Source organism: Cryptosporangium arvum DSM 44712 (assembly GCF_000585375.1).
Lineage (GTDB): Bacteria > Actinomycetota > Actinomycetes > Mycobacteriales > Cryptosporangiaceae > Cryptosporangium > Cryptosporangium arvum.
In genome coordinates this window covers 8,092,376-8,118,639 of the sequence record NZ_KK073874.1, presented here as the reverse complement: position 1 = coordinate 8,118,639, position 26,264 = coordinate 8,092,376, and the positions used below count along the sequence as shown (strand labels likewise).

Below are 26,264 nucleotides of genomic sequence, written 5' to 3'. Positions count from 1 at the left end.
GTCGGGTCGGTCACGTATCTTCCATTTCTGTCATCGGGGGTCGGGGCTCATCGTACGGGCGTCGTCGGCGGGCGGGATTTCCGCGGGTTCGAGCCGGCGGTGCGCGTCGCGGTAGAGCACGATCATCGCCACGAAGCCGATCGCCGAGCCGACCAGCATGCCCCACGCCGCCCCACGCAGGTCGTAGGCCAGCGTGCCGACGACCAACGCGACCGCCTGCGCCGCGACGAACACGACGTACTGCACGAACAGGCTGCGGACGCGCTGCATCCCGCGCAGCGCCGCGGTGAACGGCACCTGCACGAGGTAGATCAGGGCCTGGATCGCCACCGGGAGCGCGATCGTGCTCGCCTGCGCGTACTGCGGCAGGATCGCGTCGAGCACCGGCCCGGCGAGCGGGGAGATCGCGACCGGCACCAGCCCGCACAGCGCGGTCGCGAGGAGTGCCTTCCGGAGCAGCCGGCTGATCCCGGCCGCGTCACCGGCACCGGCGAGCCGCGACATCCGCGGCGTCAGCAGGCTCGAGACGGCCATCTGCAGGTTCTGTGCGGGCATCAGCAGCCCGTACTGGGCGGCACGCAGCAACGAGAACGCGGACGGTGTCAGCAGGCCGCTGACGAGCGTGGAGACGAACTGCACCTGGGCCTGACCGAGCAGCGCGGTGAGCGTCAGCCATCCGGACAGGTGCCGGGTCTCCCGGATCCACCCCCGCAGGTCGCCTCTCCACGGGCTGATCCGGGTGCGGAGCAGGAACGACGCCGACCCCGCGATGCCGCCGAGGCCCCACGCGCACAGGAACACCGCACCGTCGAGGTGGCCGAGCCCGAGCAGAACGACCAGAACCACCGCCTGCACGCCGACGTAGGTCAGGTCGGCGACGAGCGCACGGGCCGGGTTCCGCTCGGCGAGGAAGTAGTACCGCCCGGCGTCGTGGACGAGCACGAACGGCAGGAACGGCGCCAGCCAGATCAGCTCGCGGAAGAACCCGGGGCCGACCGCCCACGCGAGCACGACCACCAGCGAGGCGGCCAGCCCGAACGCCACCGCCGTCTTGGTGGCGTCAGCGGCCTGCCGGGCCCGATCGGCGTCGCCGTACCGGGCGGAGTAGGTGAGCAACACGTCGCCGACGAGCGCCCGGGCGACACCGATCACGAAGAAGCCGACGCCGATCGCGAACAGCACCGGCCCGGCCCGCGCCGGGCCGAGGAACGGCAGGACGAGCAGGCCGGTCGCCGCGTTCGCCCCGGCGCTGACCAGCTGGTCGGCGAGGCCGGCAGCGGCGTTGCCCCGCAGCTTCTTCACGGTTCGTCAGGTTTCGGGTCGTCAGGCTTCGGGGTGGTGCGGCGGCGCGACCAGGCCGGCCTTGCGTGCGGACTGGCCGATGCTGGCGAGCAGGAACAACCCGTTCACCGCGGTGAAAGCGGCCATCAGCCACGGCGTCAAGCCGGGCACGAACGCGATCACCACCCCGCACACGGTCACGACTGCACCGTAGTCGCGCACCAGTTTGACGACGCGCACGGGCAGGGAGGTGGACGTCATCAGGCTCGCCGACGCGGTGTTCGACGAGGCCAGCACCGACGTGACGAGGTTGATCATCCAGGTGCCCGCGAACACCGCGACCAACCAGATCGGCGTCTCCGGCGCGTGCGCCAGCGCGGTGGCCGAGATCGCCGCGACGAGCGAGATCTGCACCGCCACGTCGCACAGGATGTCGACCCGGGCGCCGGCCGGACCGGCCATGCCCGTCACCCGGGCCAGCTGCCCGTCGGAGCAGTCGAGGCTGTACGCGAGCTGCCAGAGCAACAGGGCGCCGAGTCCCAGGGCCCAGGCCGGCACGTCGCCACGGGCGGCCGCCGGCGCGAGCATCACGACCGCGACCGAGGCGGCGAGGCCGAGGACGAGGTTGATGAGCGTGAGCGCGGACGGCGCCAGCCGCAGCCGGTGGGCGGCGACGGCCAGGTAGGAGCCGACGCGCTGGTTCACGGTCTCGGTGAACAGCCCTCCGCCGCGGTGGCGGGCCAAGAAGTCGGCCGCGGTCGGCGGTGTACTCGGGCGCGGTAGCGGGGCCGGGGGTGTGGGAGCTGTGTGCGGGGGCGCGGAAGCTGTGTGCGGGGGCGCGGAAGCTGTGTGCGGGGGCGCGAGAGCTGTGTCTGAGGCCGCGGGATCTGTGTCTGGGGCGGTGGGGTTTGTGGCTGGTGGGTTGGCCGCGGTTTTTGTGCCGGGGGGTGTGGCCGCGGGATTCGTGCCGGGGGGCGTGGCCGCAGGATCAACGTTCGGTGCCGTGGCCGTGGGGGTTGTGCTCGGTGGTGTGACTGTGGGGTGCGTGCCCGGTGGGGTGGCCGCGGCATTGATGGCTGCGGCGTTGGTGGCGGCGGCGTTGGTGGTGGCGGCACTGGTGGTGGTGGCGTTGGTGGTGGCGTTGGTGGTGGTGGCGGCGTTGGTGGTGGCGGCGTTGGTGGCCGCGGTGGGGGTGGCCGCGGCGGCGGTGTCTGTGGGGGTGGCGTTCGTGGGTGCGGTGGCCGGGGAAGTCGGCGAAGTCATCGGGTCTCGACGTCCAGTTCGTTGGCGCGGGCGAGGTCGGCGTCGAAGTCGACCTCCACCACGCCGAAGCGGGAGATGTCGACGGCTCGGAACCGGCTACCGGCGTCGGCGATCGAGGTCTCGACGCCGCGCTCGAAGTAGTCCTGGTCGTCGGCCGCGTCCAGGTGCTCGATGAGCGTGGCCTTGTCGTCGGCGGCGACGTAGTTGATGCCGATGGCCTCTCCCAGCGCACCCTCGCGGACCTGCTTGGAGAGGTCCTTGACGAACCCGTCGCCGTCGAGGGTGTACTTGACCTCCTCGTCGGCCACCGACTCGGTGTTCACGCAGATAAAGCTCGGCCCGGCCGCGACCTGCTCAGCCACGGCCTCCAGGAGCCCGTCGACGAACACGACGTCACCGTTGAGCCACAGCACGCCGCCCGGCGCGGAGAGCCGCAGCGCCTTGAGCAGGCTCTTGCTGGTGTTCGTCTGGTCGTAGACCTCGTTGTAGACGAACAGCGCCTCGGGCGCGGCCTCCATGATGAGGTTCATCTTGAAGCCGACGACGATGGTGACCCGAGCCTCACCACCGAACGCGGCCTCGATCCGGTCTAGCTGGTGCCGCAGGATGCTCTTGCCGTCGCGCAACGGAGTCAAGGTCTTGGGGTGCGGTCGTCCGAGCCGCGTGCCCAGCCCGGCCGCGAGGATCACCACCTGCGGCGCCATCAAGCCATCAACTCCTCGTTCATCTCTCCGCTACTCCCGCGGGGAGAATAGCGTCCCGGGATCGATCCACTTCCGGTCGGAAGCCAGGCTGTGGATACCCGGTGGTCACCGTGCCGACAGGTAGTGATCATCCCGAGTTCCCGCGCGGTGCACGCGGGAACGTCGGTCTTCCTCAGCCCCGTCGACGGTGGCGTCCCACGTGATCGGACGGCCCACGTTCGGCCGTGGAGGCCGGGGTGAGCGGGACGAGAGGGCTCGTCGTCGCTGCCGGGAAGGGTGAGCTCTCGCCGGCGCGCTGAGCGAAGACGTTGGCCGGCCGAACGGTGTCGGCGTCGGTGTCGTTCGGGTCTTCGACCGGGGCGTTCTCGTTGGGGTTCGTGGCTTGCTCCGAGGGGTTTTTGGTGGTGTTGGCCTGGGGTTTTGCCGGTGATGGCGCTTTTGTTGCCGAGGACGACAAATTGGTGGGGTTCGTAGTGGGGGAGTTGGCCGGTCGGGTTCCGGCAGGATCCCGGTCGGATGGCGCAGCGGGCCTGGTCGGTGCGGGCTTGCGTGCGATGGGTGCGGCGGAGTCGTTCTCGGCGGAGCCGGGTTCGCCGGCACTGGAGGTGGCCGACCCCGGCTTGCCGGCACTGAAGGTCGCCGAGCCGGACCTGCCGGCACTGGAGGTCGCCGAGCCGGACCTGCCGGTGAGTGGGGTCGCCGCGCTGGGCGTGCCGGCGGGGGGTGTGGCTGAGTCGGGTCTGGCTGAGCCGGGCGTGGCTGAGCCGGGCGTGGCGACAGGGGGTGTGAACAAGCCGGCCCTGCCTGCGGCGGGCGTGGCTGAGACGGGCTTGTCGGCGGCGGGAGCGGTTGGGTCGGGCCTGCTGGGAGCGGGCCGACCTGCGGCGGGCTGACCTGCGGTGGGTTGACCTGCGGCGGGCTTCGCTGTGGTGGACATCGGCGTGGCGGGCATCGGCTCGGCGGCCCCGGCCCCGGCCCCGGCCCCGGCCCCGGCCCCGGCCCCGGCCCCGGCCCCGGCTGCGGCTCCGGCTGCGTTGTGCATCGGTGCGGCTGGCATCGGTGCGGGTGGCATCGGCGCGGGTGGCACCGCTGCGGGTGGCACCGCTGCGGCTGGCATCGGTGCGGCTGGCGGGGGTGCCGCTCGGCCGGTGGGAGTGGTTGGCCAGACCTGGCGGGCCGGCCAGGAGGTGCCCGCCGGTGAAACGGGTGCTACCGGCGGAAGCGGCTCGGAGGGAGCGTCCACGGGCCGCGGAGGCATGTGCAGAGTCGTCGGCCGGAAATCCAGCGAGACGGGGCCGGGAGGGTAGGGCCCGTCCGACTGTCCGTCGTCCGGACGAGCTCCGTCGGGCCGCGGAGCACCCGGCCGCCCGCCGCCCGCCCCGGAAGTCGGGGCTCGCTCGGAACGCCACTGCTCGGAGCGAGACCTCTCCGAAGGCGCCTGCTCACGTCCGGGCCCGTCGGGACGCGCCGGCTCAGAGCGACCTTGGTCGAAACCCGCACGGTCGGAGCGCTCCCGGTCGGAGCGGCTCCCTCCGAAGCCCGGCGGATCGGATCGCGGCCCACCGGAACGCGCATGGTCAATATCCGCCCGGTCGGGACGCCTCTGGTCGGGTCGCGCCTGGTCGAGGCGCGCCTGGTCGGGTCGCGCCTGGGGGCGCGGCTGCTCGGCGCCGGAGAGGTCCGAGGGGCGCTGCTCGGAGCGGGGCTGCTCGGAGCGGGGCTGCTCGGAGCGGGGCTGCTCGGAGCGGCGCTGCTCGGAGTGGGGGCCGCCGAACCGCGCCTGGTCGGGTTCCGCCTGGTCAGGTCGCGCCTGCTCGGGCCCGCGTAAGCGCATCTGGTCGGGCCGCGTCTCGTCCGGGGCTGGCCGGTCGGAGCGTGGCTGCTCGGGGCGTGACGGTGGTTCCGGGCGGTGGTCCGGGACCGGCGTGGGTCGGGGTGCGGGGGTGGGCGGACGGAAGCTGGACAGCGTCGGTGACGGGCGGAACTCCGACGGCTCAGGGGCGGCGCGGCGATCCGACGACTCCGTGGACGGCGCGCCGAACGGTCTCGGGGTCGCGTGCGGTGCGGACTCCCGAGTCGTGGAATCCCGCTGCTGCTCGGTGGGCGCCTCCCACCGCGGCGCCGGTGATGTGGGCGCGCTCGAAGCCTCGGCGCGCGGTGCATTGGGCGTGCCACCCCCGAAGCCACCGGTGTCCGGCCCGTCGTTATGTGGCCGCCGATACGGCTCGTCCCGATCAGCCCACTCGCGGCGGGGCCCGTCCCGCCCGGTCTCGTCCCGCTCGGTCCGGTCCCGCTCGGTCCGGTCCCGCTCGGTCCGGTCCCGCTCGGTCCGGTCGCGCTCGGTCCGGTCGCGCTCGGTCCGGTCGCGCTCGGTCCGGTCGCGCTCGGTCCGGTCGCGCTCGGTCCGGTCGCGCTCGGTCCGGTCGCGCTCGGTCCGCCCCAGCTCGCTCCGCCTCAGCTCGGTCCGCCCCAGCTCGGGCCGGTCCCGCTCGGTCCGCTCCCGGTAAGGCCCGTCACGGTCCGCCGGTTCGCGTTCTAATCCGTCGCGCTCACCACGGCCACGGGAAGGGTCCTCGCGTTCGCCCCGGCTACGGAGAGGGTCCTCGTGCTCCGGCCGGTTACTGAAAGGGTCCTCACGTTCACCCCGGCTGCGGAAAGGATCATCGCGCTCCGGCCGCTCGCGGAACGGCGGCTCTGACCGCCCGCCGAAGGGATTCTCCTGCTCGCCACGGTCGCCGAACGGACCCTCCGCGTCCCCCCGCCCGGAACGGTCACGGAGCGGATCGTCACCCCCACCCTGGGCGCCAAAGGAATCCTCCCGGCGCCGGAACGGCCCCTCCCGGAACGGCTCCTCCCGGAACGGCTCACCGCCCTCGGGAACCCCCAACGAGCCGACCGACCCCCGTCCCACATCATCCGGATCCTCGTCGTACGGACCGTACGGATCTCCGAACGGATCGTCCGGCGGCAGATCGGGCCGCGCCGGGCGGGCCGGTGCCTGCTCGCCGTGCGGCGTGTCGTCGGCCAGGCCGTCGAGCGCGGTAGCTCCGCCGAACGAGCTGAACCGCCCGGTGTCCTCGTCGATGGCGTCCGACACCTTCGGAAGAGCCGGCGGCCGCACCCCGTAGTGCTGGTAGAGCTCCAGCTCCTGCTCCGGCAGCAGCGCGCCGAACGGGCCGGCCGGGTCGAGGTCGGGTGCGTTCTTCACGAGGTGCTTCTCGAACGGCAGCTGCAGCCGGTCGCCGTCGAGCTCCGCGTCCCGCACCGGGACGAACGACTCCTTGGTGCCGAAGAGCCCGGTGTGCACCGTGACCCACTCCGGGGCCTGCGTCCGGTTGTCGAGGTAGACCTGGCCGATTTTGCCGAGTTTGCTACCTGTGGCGTCATAGGCCGTCGCATGCACAAGGGCCTGCGCATGCTCCTGGGTCAACACAGTCCTTGCCTCCGCGGTCTTCGTCAGTCGCCGCTCGGCGCCGGAAGGATTCGAACGGGGACTCGCGTCCAGCCGGACAAGGTACCCATCCTCGGAAAGTCCAATCCGTGTGCCTGGTGTGAGGTGAAACGCTCATCGAGCCCTCATGGTTCGCGCGAGGGACACAGTGAGTCAGGAGTCATCCCCAGTCACTACCGTCACAACCGTGGCGAAGTGGTGCATCACCCACTCGTGACCCGGGATTCGCGCATGACTCGTGGTGTCCCTCCTGCTCATCCTCCACCTGGCCAGGGCGGGGTTCATCCAGTGAGGTATCGCCCCACCTGGGGCGCGCCTCTTGACGTGGCGGACCCACACAGGCACGCTCTTCTCGTAGCGCGCAGCTAGTGCACATGCTCGGTGGCTGTGCGTGATCGAGTACCTGAAGTACGGGCTTGTAATTCGAGCCCGGTAATTTCGTTCTGCCGAGGTGCCCGGCAGGGCGCGTGGTCGGGCCGGCTCCCGTCGTCCCCCCGATGTTTCAGCAGACGCAGTCTGCGGGGAACACGGTTCAACCGGGAGTTGGGTTCGAGGTGGTTGACGTACGGGGTGTCAAGCCGCCTGCCTGGGGATTCGACAGTAGTGTGCCTTGCGGCTACACTGCTAGTTTGCGCTGCCTTCTGCCTTTCGCACCTCCAGTTTGCTGGGGGTCGATAGGAGTGCGCGCACGACGACCGTTCGGATCCGCAGGTCCTCGGAAGGACGCATCTTGGCAGTCTCCCGCCCCGGCACAAACACTCCTCCCCGTACCGCCGCCGGCAAGCCACAACGCATCTCGTTCGGGAAGATCGCCGAACAGCTCGAGGTGCCGAACCTGCTGGCACTCCAGACGGACTCGTTCGACTGGTTGGTCGGCAACGACGCCTGGCGGTCCCGGGTCACTGGCGACCCGTCGTCGGTCGCCGGTCTGGATGAAATTCTGACGGAGATCTCCCCGATCGAGGACTTCTCGGGGTCGATGTCCCTGTCCTTCTCCAACCCTCGCTTCGAAGAGGTCAAGGCCTCGATCGAGGAGTGCAAGGAGAAGGACCTCACTTACTGCGCCCCGCTGTTCGTGACGGCGGAGTTCACGAACAACACCACTGGTGAGATCAAGAGCCAGACGGTGTTCATGGGTGATTTCCCGATGATGACGCCCAAGGGCACGTTCATCATCAACGGCACCGAGCGCGTCGTCGTCTCGCAGCTCGTGCGTTCGCCGGGCGTGTACTTCGACCGGCAGCCCGACAAGACCTCCGACAAGGACGTCACGAACGTCAAGGTGATCCCGAGCCGGGGCGCCTGGCTGGAGTTCGACGTCGACAAGCGCGACACGATCGGCGTCCGGATCGACCGTAAGCGCCGGCAGGCCGTCACGGTCCTGCTGAAGGCGCTGGGCTGGACCCCGGAGCGGATCCGCGAGCGCTTCGCGCACTCGGAGATCGTCCTAGCGACGCTCGAGAAGGACCACGTCCAGACTCAGGACGAGGCGCTGCTCGACATCTACCGCAAGCTGCGCCCGGGCGAGCCGCCGACGCGCGAGAACGCCCAGACGCTGCTGGACAACCTCTTCTTCAACCCGAAGCGGTACGACCTGGCCAAGGTCGGTCGCTACAAGGTGAACAAGAAGCTCGAGGTCGAGGTCCCGATCACGACCGGCGTGCTCACCGAGGAAGACATCGTCGCGACGATCGACTACCTGGTGAAGCTGCACGTGGCCGAGGAGGGCTACGAGCCCGACGACATCGACCACTTCGGCAACCGGCGCCTGCGCACGGTCGGCGAGCTGATCCAGAACCAGGTCCGCGTCGGCCTCTCCCGCATGGAGCGGGTCGTGCGCGAGCGCATGACCACCCAGGACGTCGAGGCCATCACGCCGCAGACGCTCATCAACATCCGGCCGGTCGTCGCCTCCATCAAGGAGTTCTTCGGCACCAGCCAGCTGTCGCAGTTCATGGACCAGACCAACCCGCTGGGTGGCCTCACCCACCGGCGCCGGCTCTCGGCGCTGGGCCCCGGTGGTCTGTCCCGTGAGCGTGCCGGCTTCGAGGTCCGCGACGTGCACCCCAGCCACTACGGCCGGATGTGTCCGATCGAGACCCCGGAAGGCCCGAACATCGGTCTGATCGGTGCGCTCTCGACGTTCGCGCGGGTCAACCCGTTCGGCTTCATCGAGACCCCGTACCGCAAGGTCGACAACGGCGTCGTGACGTCGCAGATCGACTACCTGACCGCGGACGAGGAGGACCGGTACGTCAAGGCCCAGGCCAACGCCATCCTCGACGCCTCCGGCCGCTTCACGGAAGACCGCGTCCTGGTCCGCCGTAAGGGCGGTGAGATCGACTACGTGCCCGGCACCGAGGTCGACTACATGGACGTGTCGCCGCGGCAGATGGTCTCGGTCGCGACCGCGATGATCCCGTTCCTCGAGCACGACGACGCCAACCGCGCGCTCATGGGCGCGAACATGCAGCGTCAGGCCGTGCCGCTGCTCCGTAGCGAGTCGCCGCTGGTCGGCACCGGTATGGAGGCGCGCGCCGCGCAGGACGCCGGTGACGTCGTGCTGGCCGAGCAGGCCGGTGTGGTCGAGGACGTCTGCGCGGACTACGTCACGCTGATGCACGACGACGGCACCCGCCGCACGTACCTGCTGCACAAGTTCCGCCGTTCGAACCAGGGCACCGCCATCAACCAGCGCCCGCTGGTCGAGGAGGGGCAGCGGATCGAGAAGGGCGGCGTCATCGCCGACGGTCCCTGCACCGACGAAGGCGAGATGGCGCTCGGCAAGAACCTGCTCGTCGCGTTCATGCCGTGGGAGGGCCACAACTACGAGGACGCCATCATCCTGAGCCAGCGTCTGGTTCAGGACGACGTCCTCACCTCGATCCACATCGAGGAGCACGAGGTCGACGCCCGCGACACGAAGCTCGGCGCCGAGGAGATCACCCGGGACATCCCGAACGTCTCCGAGGAGGTCCTGGCCGACCTCGACGAGCGGGGCATCGTCCGGATCGGTGCCGACGTCACCACCGGCGACATCCTGGTCGGCAAGGTCACCCCCAAGGGCGAGACCGAGCTGACCCCGGAGGAGCGTCTGCTCCGCGCGATCTTCGGTGAGAAGGCGCGCGAGGTCCGCGACACCTCGCTCAAGGTGCCGCACGGCGAGTCCGGCAAGGTCATCGGCGTCAGCGTGTTCAGCCGGGACGAGGGCGCCGAGCTCTCGCCGGGCGTGAACGAGCTGGTCCGGGTGTACGTCGCCCAGAAGCGGAAGATCCAGGACGGTGACAAGCTCGCCGGCCGTCACGGCAACAAGGGCGTCATCTCGAAGATCCTCCCGGCCGAGGACATGCCGTTCCTCGAGGACGGCACGCCCGTCGACATCGTGCTCAACCCGCTCGGTGTCCCCGGACGTATGAACCTCGGCCAGGTCCTGGAGACCCACCTCGGGTGGATCGCCTCCCAGGGCTGGAAGGTCGACGGCGACGAGCCGTGGATGAAGGAACTGAAGCGCATCGGCGCCGACGAGGCCGAGCCGAACGTCAACACCGCGACCCCGGTGTTCGACGGTGCCCGCGAGCACGAGATCACGGGGCTGCTCGCCTCGACGATCCCGAACCGCGACGGCGACCGGATGGTCAACGCCGGTGGTAAGGCGCGGCTGTTCGACGGCCGCTCCGGCGAGCCGTTCCCGGAGCCGGTGAGCGTCGGCTACATCTACATCCTGAAGCTGCTCCACCTGGTCGACGACAAGATCCACGCCCGGTCGACCGGCCCGTACTCGATGATCACGCAGCAGCCGCTGGGTGGTAAGGCGCAGTTCGGTGGCCAGCGCTTCGGTGAGATGGAGTGCTGGGCGATGCAGGCCTACGGCGCGGCCTACGCGCTGCAGGAACTGCTCACGATCAAGTCCGACGACGTGCTCGGCCGCGTGAAGGTCTACGAGGCCATCGTCAAGGGCGAGAACATCCCGGAGCCGGGCATTCCGGAGTCGTTCAAGGTTCTGCTGAAGGAACTCCAGTCGCTCTGCCTGAACGTCGAGGTGCTCTCGAGCGACGGTGTGGCACTGGAGATGCGTGACTCGGACGACGAAGTCTTCCGGGCCGCGGAAGAGCTGGGCATCGACCTGTCTCGTCGCGAGCCGAGCAGCGTCGAAGAGGTGTGAGGTTCCGGGCCGGCGGCGACAGCAGCCGCCGCCGGCTCGTAACGAGGGTCAACAGCTACACCCAAAGGCAGTAACGAACCTCTAGAAGAGGGACTGAAACACGTGCTTGACGTCAACTTCTTTGACGAGCTGCGTATTGGCCTCGCGACGGCCGACGACATCCGGCAGTGGTCGCACGGCGAGGTGAAGAAGCCGGAGACCATCAACTACCGCACCCTGAAGCCGGAAAAGGACGGGCTCTTCTGCGAGAAGATCTTCGGCCCCACCCGGGACTGGGAGTGCTACTGCGGTAAGTACAAGCGCGTCCGGTTCAAGGGCATCATCTGTGAGCGCTGCGGCGTCGAGGTGACCCGGGCCAAGGTGCGCCGTGAGCGGATGGGCCACATCGAGCTGGCCGCTCCGGTCACCCACATCTGGTACTTCAAGGGCGTCCCGAGCCGGTTGGGCTACCTGCTCGACCTGGCCCCCAAGGACCTCGAGAAGATCATCTACTTCGCGGCCTACCTGATCACTCAGGTCGACACCGAGGCCCGTCACCGCGACATGTCGACGATCGAGGCGGAGATCGCCGTCGAGCGTCGTCGCGTCGAGGAGCGCCGTGACGCCGACATCGACGCGCGCGCCAAGAAGCTCGAAGGCGACCTGGCCGAGCTCGAGGCCGAGGGCGCGAAGAGCGACGTCCGCCGCAAGGTCAAGGAGGGCGGCGAGCGCGAGATGCGCCAGCTGCGCGACCGTGCGCAGCGGGAGATCGACCGTCTCGACGAGGTCCTCGACACGTTCCGCAAGCTCGAGGTCAAGCAACTGATCCCGGACGAGCTCCTCTTCCGTGAGCTGCGTGACCGGTTCGGCGAGTACTTCGTCGGCGGCATGGGCGCCGAGGCGCTGCAGAAGCTGCTCGAAGGCTTCGACCTGGACGCCGAGGCGGAGAGCCTGCGCGAGACCATCCGATCGGGCAAGGGCCAGAAGAAGATCCGGGCGCTCAAGCGGCTCAAGGTCGTCGCGGCGTTCCTGAACACCCGTAACTCGCCCATGGGCATGGTGCTCGACTGCGTTCCGGTGATCCCGCCGGACCTGCGGCCGATGGTCCAGCTCGACGGTGGCCGCTTCGCCACCAGCGACCTGAACGACCTGTACCGCCGGGTGATCAACCGGAACAACCGGCTCAAGCGCCTGCTCGACCTGGGTGCGCCGGAGATCATCGTCAACAACGAGAAGCGGATGCTGCAGGAGGCCGTCGACGCACTGTTCGACAACGGCCGCCGCGGCCGGCCGGTCACCGGCCCGGGTAACCGCCCGCTGAAGTCGCTGTCGGACATGCTCAAGGGCAAGCAGGGCCGGTTCCGCCAGAACCTGCTCGGCAAGCGCGTCGACTACTCCGGCCGTTCGGTCATCGTCGTCGGCCCGCAGCTCAAGCTGCACCAGTGCGGCCTGCCGCGCTACATGGCGCTCGAGCTGTTCAAGCCGTTCGTGATGAAGCGTCTGGTCGACCTGAACCACGCGCAGAACATCAAGTCGGCCAAGCGGATGGTCGAGCGTGCGCGCCCGGTCGTCTGGGACGTGCTCGAAGAGGTCATCTCCGAGCACCCGGTGCTGCTCAACCGCGCACCCACCCTGCACCGTCTGGGCATCCAGGCCTTCGAGCCCCAGCTGGTCGAAGGTAAGGCCATCCAGATCCACCCGCTCGTCTGCACCGCGTTCAACGCGGACTTCGACGGTGACCAGATGGCGGTGCACCTGCCGCTGTCGGCCGAGGCCCAGGCCGAGGCCCGGGTGCTGATGCTCTCGAGCAACAACATCCTGTCGCCGGCGTCGGGTCGCCCGATCACGTCGCCCACGCAGGACATGGTGCTGGGTCTCTACCACCTCACCGCGGTCCGCGAGGGTCGCGTCGGCGAGGGCCGGGTCTTCGGTTCCGACGCCGAGGCCGTGATGGCGTACGACCTGGGCGAGCTCAACCTGCAGACCCCGGTCCGGATCCGCATCGACGGTGCGCCGACGGTCGACAACGGCCCCGGCAAGGAGCCGTGGACGGCGCCGGAGGACTGGGAGCCGGGCTCGCCGCTGCTCGTCGAGACGACGCTCGGCCGGGTGTTCTTCAACGAGACGCTCCCGACCGACTACCGCTTCGTCAACTACGAGGTGCGCAAGCCGCAGCTCTCGGCGATCGTCAACGACCTCGCCGAGCGCTACCCGAAGGTGCAGGTCGCCGCGACGCTCGACGCCCTCAAGGCGTACGGCTTCCGGTGGGCCACCCGGGCCGGTGTCACCATCTCGATCGACGACGTCGTGACGCCGCCGACCAAGCCGGAGATCCTCGACCGGTACGAGAAGGACGCCGACAAGATCGAGAAGCAGTACCAGCGCGGTGTGATCACCGGGGAAGAGCGCCGTCAGGAGCTCATCGAGATCTGGACCAAGGCGACGAACGAGGTCGCCAAGGCCATGGAGGCGAACTTCCCGGAGACGAACCCGATCTGGATGATGGTCAACTCGGGTGCCCGAGGAAACATGATCCAGGTCCGGCAGATCGCCGGTATCCGTGGTCTGGTCGCCAACCCCAAGGGTGAGACGATCCCGCGTCCGATCAAGTCCTCGTTCCGCGAGGGCCTGTCGGTGCTGGAGTACTTCATCTCCACCCACGGTGCCCGTAAGGGTCTGGCCGACACCGCCCTGCGTACCGCCGACTCGGGTTACCTGACCCGTCGTCTGGTGGACGTCTCGCAGGACGTGATCATCCGCGAGGAGAACTGCGGCACCGAGCGTGGTGTCATGGTCCCGATCGCGACCCAGGGCGCCGACGGCACGCTGACCAAGCACCAGCACGTCGAGACCAACTCCTACGCGCGGACGCTCGCGACCGACGCGAAGAGCCCCGACGGTGTCGTGGTCGCCCCCGGCGGCTCCGACCTGGGTGACGTGCTCATCGACGCGCTGGTCAAGGCCGGCGTCCAGGACGTCAAGGTCCGCTCGGTGCTGACCTGCGAGTCGGCGATGGGTGTGTGCGCGTACTGCTACGGGCGCTCGCTCGCGACCGGCAAGCTCGTCGACGTCGGCGAGGCGGTCGGCATCATCGCCGCCCAGTCGATCGGTGAGCCCGGTACCCAGCTGACGATGCGTACCTTCCACACCGGTGGTGTGGCCGGTGACGACATCACGCAGGGTCTGCCGCGTGTGGTCGAGCTGTTCGAGGCCCGGGTCCCCAAGGGCAAGGCTCCGATCGCCGAGATGGCCGGTCGGATCCGGATCGAGGAGACCGAGAAGTCGCGGAAGATCGTCATCGTCCCGGACGACGGGTCGGAGGAGATCGCCTACGACAAGCTCTCGCGGCGCGTGCGCATGCGGGTGGCCGACGGCGAGCACGTCACGGTGGGCCAGCAGCTCACCGACGGTGTGGTCGACCCGCACGAGGTGCTGCGCATCATGGGCCCGCGTGCCGTGCAGCTGCACCTGGTCAACGAGGTGCAGAACGTGTACCGGTCGCAGGGCCAGCCGATTCACGACAAGCACGTCGAGATCATCGTCCGGCAGATGCTCCGCCGGGTGATCATCATCGACTCGGGTGCCACCGAGTTCCTGCCCGGTGCCCCGATCGAGCGGCCGATGTTCGAGAACGAGAACCGTCGGGTGGTGGCCGAGGGCGGCGAGCCGGCTTCGGGTCGTCCGATCCTGATGGGTATCACGAAGGCGTCGCTGGCGACCGAGTCGTGGCTCTCGGCGGCCTCCTTCCAGGAGACCACCCGGGTACTCACCGACGCGGCGATCAACGCGCGCAGCGACTCGCTGATCGGTCTCAAGGAGAACGTGATCATCGGAAAGCTGATCCCGGCCGGTACCGGCATCTCCCGGTACCGCAACATCCGGGTGGAGCCCACCGAGGAAGCGCGGGCTCAGGTGTACTCGATGACGCCGTACGACGACGTCGAGTACGGCGGGTTCGGCACCGGCTCCGGCCAGGCCGTTCCGCTCGACGACTTCGACTACGGGTCGTTCAACCGCTGATCGCAGCCGTAACACCGCGGGCCGCTCGGGTTTCCCGGGCGGCCCGCGCCCGTGTTCCCGGAATGTCGGGGGATGATGGCACGATGCAGTTTCCGGTGTTCATGCTCGGTGGGAGGTGACGATGAGCGAGCGCACGTCGCCGTGGGCGCGGCCCGCTCCCGGTCAGGCTCCGGCCGAGATCGGTCTCGCCACCCCGGCGGTGCCGGAGGTTCTCGCCTCGCCGAACGCCGTCGCCGCTCCGCCGCCGGTACCGCAGGTCCCCGGTGATCTCCGGGTTCCCGGCGAGCGGCACCCGGCCGATCCCGACGAGGCGCCGTCCAGCAAAGCGTGGGCGGTTCTCACGCTCGGCGTCGTCGGAGTGCTGCTGATGTTCTGCGGGGGAGGGCTGGTGCCGGGTCTGGCGGGCCTCGCCCTCGTGCGTCCGGCCCGCACCGAGATCGCCGCCGCAGCGGGATTTCTCACCGGGGGGAAGGCGCTGCGCGCCGGGGAGATCCTGAGCTGGATCGCGGTGGCGGTGAGCGCGATCGTGATCGTCGTGGTCGTGGTCGGGCTGCTGATCGGGTCCGTGGGGGACGGGCCGCACTACGACGAGAACGTCAACTGACGGTGCAGCGGTAAGCGCGGTAGGAGTACGCGACCGCGTTCAACGAGGAGAGAGATGACCGACCGACCTGGCTCTGAGCCGGCCCAGCCCTACGACCCGCGGGATCGCCCGGGTCGCCCTGGGGAGGAGCCGCCGAGCGGTTTCAGTTTCCCCGACTACAACAATCCGTCCGGAACCCCGCAGACCCCGAACTTCAGCACGCCCGACTACGGGCAGGCGCCCGACAGCCCGTACGGTCAGCCGGCGACGCCACCGCCGTCGCAGTACGGCACCCCCGGCGGGGAGTACGGCGCTCCGGCCGGGCAGTACGGCGCTCCGGCCGACCCTTACGGCACGCCGGCGGGCCAGTACGGCAGCACGCCGACGAACGACCCCTACGGAACGCCGCCGAGCAACGACCCGTACGGGACTCCGCCGACCCACGGCCAGTACGGCAACCCGCCGTCGTACGAGCCGCCGTCCTACGGGCAGCCGCCGTCCGCGCCGACGTCGGGCTTCGGCTCGCCGTGGGGCGCCGGCGCCGACCAGGGCTCCGGCTACGACCCGAACAACCCCACCTCCGGCTACGGTCCCGGCCCCGCCGCCCCCACCTCGGGCTACGGTGCGGCTCCCACGTCGGGCTACGGTCCCGGTCCCGCCGCTCCCACCTCGGGCTACGGCGCCGCGCCGACGTCGGGCTACGGAGCCAACCCGACCTCCGGGTACGGGGCCCAGCCCGCGTACGGCTACGACCCGAACAACCCGGCCGCGCCCACCTCGGGCTACGGCTACGACCCGAACAACCCCGCCGCGCCCACCTCGGGCTACGGCTACGACCCGAACAACCCCGCCGCGCCCACCTCGGGCTACGGCTACGGTGCCGACAAGCCGACCTCCGGCTACGGCGCTCCGGGCTACCCCGCCTCCGGCTACCCCCCGGCCGGCGGTTTCGGTGGGCCGGCGCAGCCGCAGAAGGAGCAGCTCGCGCTGGTCTCGATGATCGCGGGCATCGTGTCCGGGGTCGCGTCGCTGCTGGCCTGCTGCGGTGGCATCTTCGGCGCGTTCCTGCCGATCATCGCCGGCGGCGTCGCGATCGCGACCGGCATCATGGCCAACAAGAAGATCGCTGCCTCCGGCGGTGTGCTCGGCGGCAAGCAGCAGACGATGATCGGCCTGATCGGCGGAGGCGTCGGCATCGGGCTGGCGATCATCTTCGCGATCGTGAACATCGTGATCTTCGCGAGCAGCACCAGCCCGTGACGCGTTAACCGTCCGGACACACGGCCCGGCTCCCCGAACGAGTGGAGCCGGGCCGTTCCGTTCCCGGCCGGCATACCTTCGGCCGATGGCCGGATGTGGCCGTTCGGGGAACGGCGAGGTACCGTTACGAGCGGTGCCTACCCGCGGTGAGAGTCGCGGGGCGGGCGGAGCCTCAGGAACGTCGGGTCGTCGGTTCGCCGAGAACTCGGTGGAGCAGAGACAGAACCGGCGGTAACACGCACTACTAGGCCGCGGCAAGAGCGGTAGCGGTAGTCGTTTTGACCTGTGGTCGGGCCGTAGGTAGTCTTGCTTTTCGTGCCTAGGTATCGCCTGGGCATGCACGTGCGCCCGCTACCGGGAGCACGGCCTCCCCTGGGGTCTGCTCGCAGACTCTGGGCCTGCGGCCGGCGCGACACGCCCGACCGCGGGGGTCGGAGGAGCCGGACATCTGGCTCAACACGAGGACATTAGTCGAGAAGAAAGCGGAGACCCGGTGCCCACGATCCAGCAGTTGGTCCGCAAGGGCCGGCAGGACAAGGTCGAAAAGACCAAGACTCCTGCGCTCAAGGGCAGCCCGCAGCGCCGTGGCGTGTGCACGCGTGTTTACACCACCACGCCCAAGAAGCCGAACTCGGCTCTGCGGAAGGTGGCGCGTGTCAAGTTGAGCAGTGGCGTCGAGGTCACCGCCTACATCCCTGGCGTTGGACACAACCTCCAGGAGCACTCGATCGTTCTGGTCCGCGGCGGTCGTGTGAAGGACCTGCCCGGCGTCCGCTACAAGATCATCCGCGGCTCGCTGGACACCCAGGGTGTCCGCAACCGCAAGCAGGCCCGCAGCCGATACGGCGCGAAGAAGGAGAAGAGCTGATATGCCCCGCAAGGGTCCCGCTCCGAAGCACGCGGTGGTCATCGACCCCGTGTACAACTCGCCGCTCGTCACTCAGCTGATCAACAAGGTCCTGTTGAGCGGGAAGCGGTCGGTCGCGGAGCGCATTGTCTACGGGGCTCTCGAGGGCGCCCGCGAGAAGACCGGCAACGACCCGGTCGTCACGCTGAAGCGCGCGCTCGACAACGTGAAGCCGGCCCTCGAGGTGCGCAGCCGCCGTGTCGGTGGCGCCACCTACCAGGTCCCGGTCGAGGTTCGGCCCGGTCGTAGCACCACGCTCGCGCTGCGCTGGCTGATCCAGTACAGCCGCGCCCGTCGTGAGAAGACCATGACCGAGCGCCTCATGAACGAACTTATGGACGCGAGCAACGGTCTCGGCGCGAGCGTCAAGCGCCGCGAGGACACGCACAAGATGGCCGAGTCGAACAAGGCCTTCGCGCACTACCGCTGGTAATCCGCGTCCCGCACTCGAAGCTGAAAGGCAAGATTGATGGCTGGCAACAACGCCGCCCTGGCCAAGGTCCGCAACATCGGGATCATGGCCCACATCGACGCGGGCAAGACCACCACGACCGAGCGGATCCTGTTCTACACCGGTATCAACTACAAGATCGGTGAAGTCCACGATGGCGCAGCCACCATGGACTGGATGGAGCAGGAGCAGGAGCGCGGCATCACGATCACGTCCGCCGCGACGACCTGCTACTGGCACGACCACCGGATCAACATCATCGACACGCCGGGCCACGTCGACTTCACGGTCGAGGTGGAGCGGTCGCTGCGAGTGCTCGACGGTGCGGTGGCGGTCTACGACGGTGTTGCCGGCGTCGAGCCGCAGACCGAGAACGTCTGGCGCCAGGCGGACAAGTACCACGTCCCGCGGATGTGCTTCGTCAACAAGCTCGACCGCACGGGCGCGGACTTCTTCCGCTGCGTCCAGATGATGATCGACCGGCTGAACTCCACCCCGGCCGTCCTGCAGATCCCGATCGGGCTCGAGGGCGACCACATCGGTGTCGTCGACCTGGTGGGTATGCGCGCGCTGACCTGGCGCGGCGAGACCCAGAAGGGCGAGGACTACGCCGTCGAGGAGATCCCCGCCGACCTGGTCGACCAGGCCAACGAGTGGCGCGAGAAGCTCCTCGAGACGATGTCCGACGTCGACGACTCGATCGCCGAGGCCTACCTCGAGGGCGAAGAGATCTCGGTCGAGACGCTGAAGGCCGCGATCCGTCGCGCCACGCTGGCCGACAAGGTCAACCCGGTCGTCTGCGGTTCCGCGTTCAAGAACAAGGGCGTCCAGCCCATGCTCGACGCGGTCGTCGACTTCCTGCCGAGCCCGCTCGACCTCCCGTCGATCGACGGGACGAAGATGGACGGCGAGACCCCGGCCGCCCGGCACTCGGACGACAAGGAGCCCTTCAGCGCCCTGGCGTTCAAGATCCAGTCCGACAAGCACCTCGGCACGCTGACCTACCTCCGGATCTACTCCGGTCGGCTGGACGCGGGCACCCAGGTGATCAACTCGACCAAGGACCGCAAGGAGCGGGTCGGGAAGATCTACCAGATGCACGCGATCAAGCGTGAGGAGCTGCCGAGCGTCGGCGCCGGCGACATCGTCGCGGTGCAGGGCCTCAAGCAGACCACCACTGGTGACACGCTGAGCGACCCGGCGAACCCGATCATCCTCGAGTCGATGACGTTCCCGGACCCGGTCATCGAGGTCGCGATCGAGCCGAAGACCAAGGCTGACCAGGAAAAGCTGGGCACCGCGATCCAGAAGCTCGCGCAGGAAGACCCGACGTTCAAGGTCCACAACGACGAAGAGACCGGTCAGACGGTCATCGGCGGCATGGGCGAGCTGCACCTCGAGGTGCTCGTCGACCGCATGCGGCGCGAGTTCAACGTCGAGGCCAACGTCGGCAAGCCGCAGGTGGCCTACCGCGAGACGATCCGTCGCTCGGTCGAGGGCTACGACTTCACCCACAAGAAGCAGACCGGTGGTTCAGGTCAGTTCGCGAAGGTGAAGATCAACCTGGACCCGATCCCGCAGGACGGCGACGCGCCGACCTACGAGTTCGACAACAAGGTCACCGGTGGTCGGGTGCCGAGGGAGTACATCCCCTCGGTCGACGCCGGCGCCCAGGACGCCATGCAGTACGGCGTTCTGGCCGGGTACCCGCTCGTCGGCATCAAGTTCACGCTTGTCGACGGTCAGTACCACGAGGTCGACTCTTCGGAGATGGCCTTCAAGATCGCCGGTTCGATGGCGCTGAAGGAGGCGGCCCGCAAGGCCGACCCGGCGCTGCTCGAGCCGATGATGGCGGTCGAGGTCACCACGCCCGAGGAGAACATGGGCGACGTGATCGGCGACCTCAACTCGCGGCGCGGCCAGATCCAGGCAATGGAAGAGCGTGGCGGTGCCCGCGTTGTTCGGGCCCTGGTTCCGCTCTCCGAGATGTTCGGCTACGTCGGAGACCTCCGGTCGAAGACCCAGGGCCGGGCGAGCTACTCCATGCAGTTCGACTCCTACGCCGAGGTTCCCACGAACGTCGCGAAGGAGATCATCGCGAAGGCCACCGGCGAGTAATTCGCCGGCGGAACAGCGATACCCGACCCCACGTCGCACGGCGTACCACTAGATATTCAGTCCACAGGAGGAAAGACCAGTGGCGAAGGCGAAGTTCGAGCGGACCAAGCCGCACGTCAACATCGGCACCATCGGTCACATCGACCATGGCAAGACGACGCTGACCGCGGCGATCACCAAGGTCCTGCACGACAAGTACCCGGACATCAACCCCTTCACGCCGTTCGACCAGATCGACAAGGCGCCGGAGGAGCGGCAGCGCGGTATCACGATTTCGATCGCGCACGTCGAGTACCAGACGGAGGCGCGGCACTACGCGCACGTCGACTGCCCGGGTCACGCGGACTACATCAAGAACATGATCACCGGTGCCGCCCAGATGGACGGCGCGATCCTGGTCGTCTCGGCGACCGACGGCCCGATGCCGCAGACCAAGGAGCACGTGCTCCTGGCCCGCCAGGTCGGCGTTCCGTACATCGTCGTCGCCCTGAACAAGGCCGACGTCGTGGACGACGAGGAGATCCTGGAGCTCGTCGAGCTCGAGGTCCGTGAGCTCCTCAACCAGTACGAGTTCCCGGGTGACGACGCTCCGATCGTGCGTGTCTCGGCGCTGAAGGCGCTCGAGGGCGACGCCGAGTGGGGCGAGAAGATCATCGAGCTGATGACGGCGGTCGACGAGACCATTCCGGAGCCCGAGCGGGACCTGGACAAGCCGTTCCTCATGCCGATCGAGGACGTCTTCACGATCACCGGTCGCGGTACGGTCGTCACCGGCCGTGTCGAGCGGGGTGTGCTGAAGGTCAACGAGACCGTCGACATCGTCGGCATCAAGGAGACCAAGCAGACCACCACGGTCACCGGCGTCGAGATGTTCCGCAAGCTGCTCGACGAGGCGCGTGCCGGCGAGAACGTCGGTCTGCTCCTCCGCGGCATCAAGCGCGAGGACGTCGAGCGCGGCCAGGTCGTCATCAAGCCGGGCACGACGACTCCGCACACGGAGTTCGAGGCGACGGTCTACATCCTCAGCAAGGACGAGGGTGGCCGCCACACGCCGTTCTTCAACAACTACCGGCCGCAGTTCTACTTCCGCACCACCGACGTGACCGGTGTCGTGACCCTTCCCGAGGGCACGGAGATGGTCATGCCGGGTGACAACACCGACATGTCGGTGAAGCTCATCCAGCCGGTGGCCATGGAGAACAACCTGCGGTTCTCGATCCGCGAGGGTGGTCGGACCGTCGGCGCCGGCCGCATCAGCAAGATCAACAAGTAGTAATTCGTGTGACGGCGGTCGGGTCGTGATCGATCCGACCGCCGCTCCGCGCGGTTACTAACCGGCAGCCACCCGACCCCCGGCGTAATAGACAGGACTGAAGGTTCCATGGCGGGACAGAAGATCCGCATCCGGCTCAAGGCCTATGACCACGAGGTCATCGACAGCTCGGCGCGGAAGATCGTCGACACGGTGATCCGTACCGGCGCGTCGGTTGCGGGCCCGGTGCCGCTGCCGACCGAGAAGAACATCTACTGCGTGATCCGCTCGCCGCACAAGTACAAGGACTCCCGCGAGCACTTCGAGATGCGGACCCACAAGCGGCTGATCGACATCCTCGACCCCACGCCGAAGACCGTCGACTCGCTCATGCGTCTCGACCTCCCGGCCGGCGTCGACATCGAGATCAAGCTCTAAGGACGTAATCGCGCTCGGGTTCGGACTCAGGGCCCGACAACGCATTACGACACCACTTGAAGGACACGCCCGGCCGGAGTCATCCAGGTCGGGAGAGGATCCGGACCAAAGAGAGTCGGAAAGAAGAGATGGACAGGCAGATCAAGGGGATCCTGGGCGAGAAGCTCGGCATGACCCAGGTCTTCGACGAGAACAACCGGATCGTTCCGGTGACCGTCGTTCAGGCCGGGCCGAATGTCGTGACCCAGGTGCGCACCCCGGAACGTGACGGCTACTCCGCGGTCCAGGTCGCTTTCGGCGGCATCGACCCGCGGAAGGTGAACAAGCCCGAGAGCGGCCACTTCAAGGTCGCCGGCGTCACCCCGCGGCGTCACCTGGTCGAGATCCGCACCACTGACGCGGCTGAGTACGAGGTCGGTCAGGAGGTCTCCGCGGAGATCTTCGAGCAGGGCATCAAGGTCGACGTGGTCGGCACCAGCAAGGGCAAGGGCTACGCGGGTGTCATGAAGCGTCACGGCTTCAAGGGCCTCGGCGCCGGCCACGGCACCCAGCGCAAGCACCGCGCGCCGGGTTCGATCGGCGGCTGCGCGACCCCGGGTCGTGTCTTCAAGGGCCTGCGCATGGCCGGCCGCATGGGTGGCGTCCGCACCACGACGATGAACCTCAGCGTGCACCGCGTCGACGCTGAGAAGGGCCTGATCCTGGTCAAGGGCGCTGTGCCCGGGCCCAAGGGCGGCCTGGTGCTCATCCGCACCGCCGCCAAGACCCAGCTTGGTAAGGGCGGAGTGGCGAAGTGACCTCCATTGACATCGTCGACGCCGGCGGCAAGAAGACCGGTACCGCCGATCTGCCCGCCGAGATCTTCGACGTGACCACGAACATCCCGCTGATCCACCAGGTCGTGGTGGCCCAGCAGGCGGCGGCCCGCCAGGGCACGCACAAGACCAAGACCCGCGGGGAGGTGTCCGGCGGTGGGGCCAAGCCCTACAAGCAGAAGGGCACCGGCCGCGCCCGTCAGGGCTCGACCCGCGCGCCGCAGTTCACCGGCGGTGGCGTCGTCCACGGCCCGCAGCCGCGCGACTACTCGCAGCGGACGCCCAAGAAGATGAAGGCTGCTGCCCTCCGGGGCGCGCTCTCCGACCGGGCTCGCGGTGGCCGTGTGCACGTGCTCGACGCCCTGATCTCCGGCGACGTGCCGTCCACCAAGGACGCCGTCAAGGCGCTGGCGAACGTTTCCACCTCCCGCCACGTGCTCGTCGTGGTCGCCCGCGGCGACCGCAACAGCTGGCTGTCGGTGCGCAACGTCGCCGAGGTGCACGTGCTGGCGCCGGACCAGCTCAACACCTACGACGTGCTGATCAGCGACGACGTGGTGTTCACCAAGGACGCATACGACGAGTTCGTGGCGGGCCCGATCTCCGGTCGCGGCGCGACCGCGAAGGCCAGCTCGGCGGAGCTCGACACCGAGGAGAACGAGAAGTGATTCCCGACCCGCGCGACATCCTGCTCGCTCCGGTCGTCTCGGAGAAGAGCTACGGCCTGCTGGACGAGAACAAGTACACGTTCTTCGTCCGGACCGACGCGAACAAGACGCAGATCAAGATCGCGGTCGAGCAGGTCTTCAACGTGAAGGTCACGGCGGTCAACACGCAGAACCGGCAGGGGAAGCGTAAGCGGACCAAGTTCGGCACTGGTAAGCGGAAGGACACCAAGCGCGCGATCGTGAGCCTCGCGCCGGGTGACCGCATCGAGATCTTCGGGGGGCCGGTCTCCTGACGGGGCCGGACCACATCGAGGATCGAGAGCTGAGGGATACAGATGGGCATCCGCAAATACAAGCCGACTACGCCGGGCCGGCGTGGGTCGAGCGTCGCCGACTTCGTCGAGATCACCCGTGACCACCCCGAGAAGTCGCTGGTCCGGCCGCTGCACAGCAAGGGCGGCCGGAACGCGCACGGTCGGGTCACCACCCGCCACCAGGGCGGTGGGCACAAGCGTGCGTACCGGCTGATCGACTTCCGCCGGGCCGACAAGGACGGTGTGCCGGCCAAGGTCGCGCACATCGAGTACGACCCGAACCGCACCGCGCGCATCGCGCTGCTGCACTTCGTGGACGGCGAGAAGCGTTACATCGTCGCGCCGAACAAGCTGAAGCAGGGCGACCGGATCGAGACCGGTCCGGGCGCCGACATCAAGCCGGGCAACAACCTGCCGCTGCGGAACATCCCGGTCGGTACGGTCGTGCACGCGATCGAGCTCCGGCCCGGTGGCGGCGCCAAGATCGCCCGGTCCGCCGGCGCGAGCGTCCAGCTCGTCGCGAAGGACGGCCCCTACGCCCAGCTGCGTATGCCGTCCGGTGAGATCCGCAACGTCGACGCCCGCTGCCGTGCCACGGTCGGCGAGGTCGGCAACGCCGAGCAGTCGAACATCAACTGGGGTAAGGCCGGCCGTATGCGGTGGAAGGGCAAGCGCCCGACCGTCCGCGGTGTCGCGATGAACCCGATCGACCACCCGCACGGTGGTGGTGAGGGCAAGACCTCTGGTGGTCGTCACCCGGTCAACCCCAAGGGCAAGCCCGAGGGGCGTACTCGCCGGGCCAACAAGGCCAGCGACAAATTCATCGTCCGCCGCCGCAAGACCAACAAGAAGCGCTGAGGTTGTAGGCCATGCCCCGCAGCTTGAAGAAGGGCTACTTCGTCGACGACCACCTGATCAAGAAGGTGGACGCGCAGAACGCCCGGGGAACCAAGAACGTCATCAAGACCTGGTCGCGTCGTTCGACCGTCACGCCGGAGATGATCGGCCACACGCTGGGCGTCCACGACGGACGCAAGCACGTGCCGGTGTTCGTCACCGAGGCGATGGTCGGGCACAAGCTGGGCGAGTTCTCGCCGACCCGCACGTTCAAGGGTCACGAGAAGGACGACCGCAAGAGCCGCCGCCGCTGACGCGGATTCCAGGTTGCGCACGGCTAGCCGCGCGCGGATAGACGAGAGAGCAGACAGATGGCAGTGATCGACGGCAAGCGCGTGAATCCGCGACGCGTGGCGCTGCTCGGGGACGCCCCGGGCGCATTCGCCGAGGCGCGGTACGTCCGGACGACGGCGATGAAGACCCGGCGGGTGGTCGACCTCATCCGGGGTCTCCCCGCCAAAGAGGCACTGACCGTGCTCAAGTTCGCCCCGCAGGCCGCCAGCGAGCAGGTCTACCGGGTCGTGGAGAGCGCGATCGCGAACGCCGAGCACAACGAGCGGCTCGACCCCGACTCGCTGCTCGTGACGCAGGCCTTCGTGGACGAGGGCCCGACGATGAAGCGGTTCCGGCCGCGCGCCCAGGGGCGCGCTTACCGGATCCGGAAGCGCACCTGCCACATCACTGTCGTGGTGGAGAGTGTGGCCCCGACGGCGAAGCCGAAGCGGGCGCCGAAGAAGGCGAGCGGCGGCCGGTCGGCAGCCACGAAGGGAAGCGCCGAGTAATGGGTCAGAAGGTCAACCCGCACGGCTTCCGACTCGGCATCACGACCGAGTGGAAGTCCCGCTGGTACGCGGACAAGTTGTACAAGGACTACGTCGGTGAAGACGTGGCGATCCGGAAGATGATGTCGCGCGGTATGGAGCGCGCCGGCATCGCCCGGGTCGACATCGAGCGCACCCGCGACCGGGTCCGTGTCGACATCCACACCGCCCGGCCGGGCATCGTCATCGGCCGTCGCGGTGCGGAGGCCGACCGCATCCGTGGTCAGCTCGAGAAGCTGACCGGCAAGCAGGTGCAGCTGAACATCCTCGAGGTCAAGAACCCCGAGGCCGACGCGCAGCTGGTTGCTCAGGGTGTCGCCGAGCAGCTCTCCTCCCGGGTGAGCTTCCGTCGCGCGATGCGTAAGGCCATGCAGTCGGCGATGAAGTCGCCGGGCGTCAAGGGCATCCGGGTGCAGTGCGCCGGTCGTCTCGGTGGTGCCGAGATGTCGCGGTCGGAGTTCTACCGCGAGGGCCGGGTGCCGCTGCACACGCTCCGCGCGAACATCGACTACGGCTTCTACGAGGCCCGCACGACGTTCGGCCGCATCGGCGTCAAGGTCTGGATCTACAAGGGCGACGTCGTGCAGAGCCGCGCCGAGCGTGAGGCGGCCGAGGCCGCGCTGCGCCAGCACCGCGGTAACCGTCCCGAGCGTCGTCGTGGCGCCGGTGGCGGTGGCGGCGGTGGCCGTAACCGTGGCGAGCGCCAGGGCGGCGGCCGGGGTGCCGAGCGCACCGAGGCCGAGGCCCCGGTGGCGACCGAGGCTCGGGCGACCGAGGCTCCGGTCGAGGCGCCGGTAGCAACTGAGCCGGCCGCTACGCCGGCCGTCGAGGCGCCCGAGGCTGCCCCGACGCAGGACAACGCAGGTCAGGAGGGCTGACC

General features: G+C 68.7%; 22 protein-coding genes and 1 pseudogene. 19 read left to right on the top strand and 4 right to left on the bottom strand.

Translation table 11 applies throughout. The features are described 5' to 3' along the window. Positions 1–30 precede the first annotated feature (30 nt). From CRYAR_RS37045 to CRYAR_RS37035, 3 genes are all read right to left on the bottom strand, one after another. Complete coding sequence (locus CRYAR_RS37045) at positions 31–1,302, bottom strand: MATE family efflux transporter (RefSeq protein ID WP_035857838.1); 1,272 nt, start codon at positions 1,300–1,302, stop codon at positions 31–33. A gap of 21 nt (positions 1,303–1,323) precedes the next feature. Further along, positions 1,324–2,025 carry a CDP-alcohol phosphatidyltransferase family protein gene (locus CRYAR_RS49245; protein WP_051571429.1) on the bottom strand — a complete coding sequence of 234 codons (702 nt, stop codon included), beginning with the start codon at positions 2,023–2,025 and terminating at the stop codon, positions 1,324–1,326. 515 nt (positions 2,026–2,540) lie between these two features. Continuing rightward, entirely contained in the window at positions 2,541–3,248 is a 708-nt protein-coding gene (locus CRYAR_RS37035) for a phosphocholine cytidylyltransferase family protein (RefSeq protein WP_035857837.1), read from the bottom strand. Positions 3,249–3,649: 401 nt separating this feature from the next. Here CRYAR_RS37035 and CRYAR_RS49950 point away from each other — a divergent pair, with 401 nt between their 5' ends. The 3 genes from CRYAR_RS49950 to CRYAR_RS49940 all read left to right on the top strand — a co-directional run bounded on the left by CRYAR_RS49950 (position 3,650) and on the right by CRYAR_RS49940 (position 5,787). Further along, positions 3,650–4,141 (top strand): hypothetical protein, encoded by a 492-nt coding sequence (locus CRYAR_RS49950; RefSeq protein WP_245620754.1) that lies wholly within the window; start codon positions 3,650–3,652, stop codon positions 4,139–4,141. 680 nt (positions 4,142–4,821) lie between these two features. Then, entirely contained in the window at positions 4,822–5,076 is a 255-nt protein-coding gene (locus CRYAR_RS49945; protein ID WP_035857835.1) for a hypothetical protein, read from the top strand. A 378-nt stretch (positions 5,077–5,454) separates the two neighbouring features. Further along, positions 5,455–5,787 carry a hypothetical protein gene (locus CRYAR_RS49940; protein ID WP_051571428.1) on the top strand — a complete coding sequence of 111 codons (333 nt, stop codon included), beginning with the start codon at positions 5,455–5,457 and terminating at the stop codon, positions 5,785–5,787. A 696-nt stretch (positions 5,788–6,483) separates the two neighbouring features. On the opposite strand, the pseudogene CRYAR_RS51380 reads toward CRYAR_RS49940, so the two are convergent. Continuing rightward, positions 6,484–6,651, bottom strand: a pseudogene (locus tag CRYAR_RS51380) (PRC-barrel domain-containing protein); the annotation flags it as partial. 778 nt (positions 6,652–7,429) lie between these two features. On the opposite strand from CRYAR_RS51380, the gene rpoB reads away from it, so the two are divergent. The 16 genes from rpoB (at position 7,430) to rpsC (ending at position 26,262) form a co-directional block, all read left to right on the top strand. Beyond that, positions 7,430–10,861: a DNA-directed RNA polymerase subunit beta gene (gene rpoB, locus CRYAR_RS37015; protein WP_035857834.1), complete on the top strand. Its 3,432-nt coding sequence runs from the start codon at positions 7,430–7,432 to the stop codon at positions 10,859–10,861. 102 nt (positions 10,862–10,963) lie between these two features. Then, complete coding sequence (locus tag CRYAR_RS37010) at positions 10,964–14,860, top strand: DNA-directed RNA polymerase subunit beta' (RefSeq protein ID WP_035857833.1); 3,897 nt, start codon at positions 10,964–10,966, stop codon at positions 14,858–14,860. Positions 14,861–14,981: 121 nt separating this feature from the next. Next, positions 14,982–15,464, top strand: a complete 483-nt coding sequence (locus tag CRYAR_RS37005; RefSeq protein ID WP_211247820.1) for a hypothetical protein — start codon at positions 14,982–14,984, stop codon at positions 15,462–15,464. Between the two features lie 54 nt (positions 15,465–15,518). Next, a complete protein-coding gene (locus CRYAR_RS44135) occupies positions 15,519–16,703 on the top strand; it encodes a DUF4190 domain-containing protein (RefSeq protein WP_051571426.1) in 1,185 nt (394 codons plus the stop codon). Positions 16,704–17,196: 493 nt separating this feature from the next. After that, positions 17,197–17,571 carry a 30S ribosomal protein S12 gene (gene rpsL / locus CRYAR_RS36995; protein WP_035857832.1) on the top strand — a complete coding sequence of 125 codons (375 nt, stop codon included), beginning with the start codon at positions 17,197–17,199 and terminating at the stop codon, positions 17,569–17,571. A 1-nt stretch (position 17,572) separates the two neighbouring features. Continuing rightward, positions 17,573–18,043, top strand: coding sequence for a 30S ribosomal protein S7 (rpsG, locus tag CRYAR_RS36990; protein WP_035857831.1), 471 nt, complete (start codon positions 17,573–17,575; stop codon positions 18,041–18,043). A 36-nt stretch (positions 18,044–18,079) separates the two neighbouring features. Then, positions 18,080–20,179, top strand: a complete 2,100-nt coding sequence (fusA, locus tag CRYAR_RS36985) for an elongation factor G (RefSeq protein ID WP_035857830.1) — start codon at positions 18,080–18,082, stop codon at positions 20,177–20,179. Between the two features lie 79 nt (positions 20,180–20,258). Beyond that, a complete protein-coding gene (gene tuf, locus CRYAR_RS36980; protein ID WP_035857829.1) occupies positions 20,259–21,452 on the top strand; it encodes an elongation factor Tu in 1,194 nt (397 codons plus the stop codon). A gap of 108 nt (positions 21,453–21,560) precedes the next feature. After that, complete coding sequence (rpsJ, locus tag CRYAR_RS36975) at positions 21,561–21,869, top strand: 30S ribosomal protein S10 (RefSeq protein ID WP_035857828.1); 309 nt, start codon at positions 21,561–21,563, stop codon at positions 21,867–21,869. Between the two features lie 128 nt (positions 21,870–21,997). Next, on the top strand, positions 21,998–22,666 hold the full coding sequence (rplC, locus tag CRYAR_RS36970; protein ID WP_035857827.1) for a 50S ribosomal protein L3: 669 nt from the start codon (positions 21,998–22,000) through the stop codon (positions 22,664–22,666). Further along, positions 22,663–23,352: a 50S ribosomal protein L4 gene (gene rplD / locus CRYAR_RS36965; RefSeq protein ID WP_035857826.1), complete on the top strand. Its 690-nt coding sequence runs from the start codon at positions 22,663–22,665 to the stop codon at positions 23,350–23,352. The genes rplC and rplD overlap by 4 nt, the downstream gene beginning before the upstream one ends. Further along, on the top strand, positions 23,349–23,645 hold the full coding sequence (gene rplW, locus CRYAR_RS36960) for a 50S ribosomal protein L23 (protein ID WP_035857825.1): 297 nt from the start codon (positions 23,349–23,351) through the stop codon (positions 23,643–23,645). The genes rplD and rplW overlap by 4 nt, the downstream gene beginning before the upstream one ends. A gap of 42 nt (positions 23,646–23,687) precedes the next feature. Next, positions 23,688–24,524 carry a 50S ribosomal protein L2 gene (rplB, locus tag CRYAR_RS36955; RefSeq protein ID WP_035857824.1) on the top strand — a complete coding sequence of 279 codons (837 nt, stop codon included), beginning with the start codon at positions 23,688–23,690 and terminating at the stop codon, positions 24,522–24,524. A gap of 11 nt (positions 24,525–24,535) precedes the next feature. Continuing rightward, positions 24,536–24,817, top strand: a complete 282-nt coding sequence (rpsS, locus tag CRYAR_RS36950) for a 30S ribosomal protein S19 (RefSeq protein WP_035857823.1) — start codon at positions 24,536–24,538, stop codon at positions 24,815–24,817. Positions 24,818–24,874: 57 nt separating this feature from the next. After that, positions 24,875–25,345 carry a 50S ribosomal protein L22 gene (rplV, locus tag CRYAR_RS49935; protein ID WP_084701442.1) on the top strand — a complete coding sequence of 157 codons (471 nt, stop codon included), beginning with the start codon at positions 24,875–24,877 and terminating at the stop codon, positions 25,343–25,345. Further along, complete coding sequence (rpsC, locus tag CRYAR_RS36940) at positions 25,345–26,262, top strand: 30S ribosomal protein S3 (RefSeq protein WP_035857821.1); 918 nt, start codon at positions 25,345–25,347, stop codon at positions 26,260–26,262. The genes rplV and rpsC overlap by 1 nt, the downstream gene beginning before the upstream one ends. Positions 26,263–26,264: the final 2 nt, after the last annotated feature.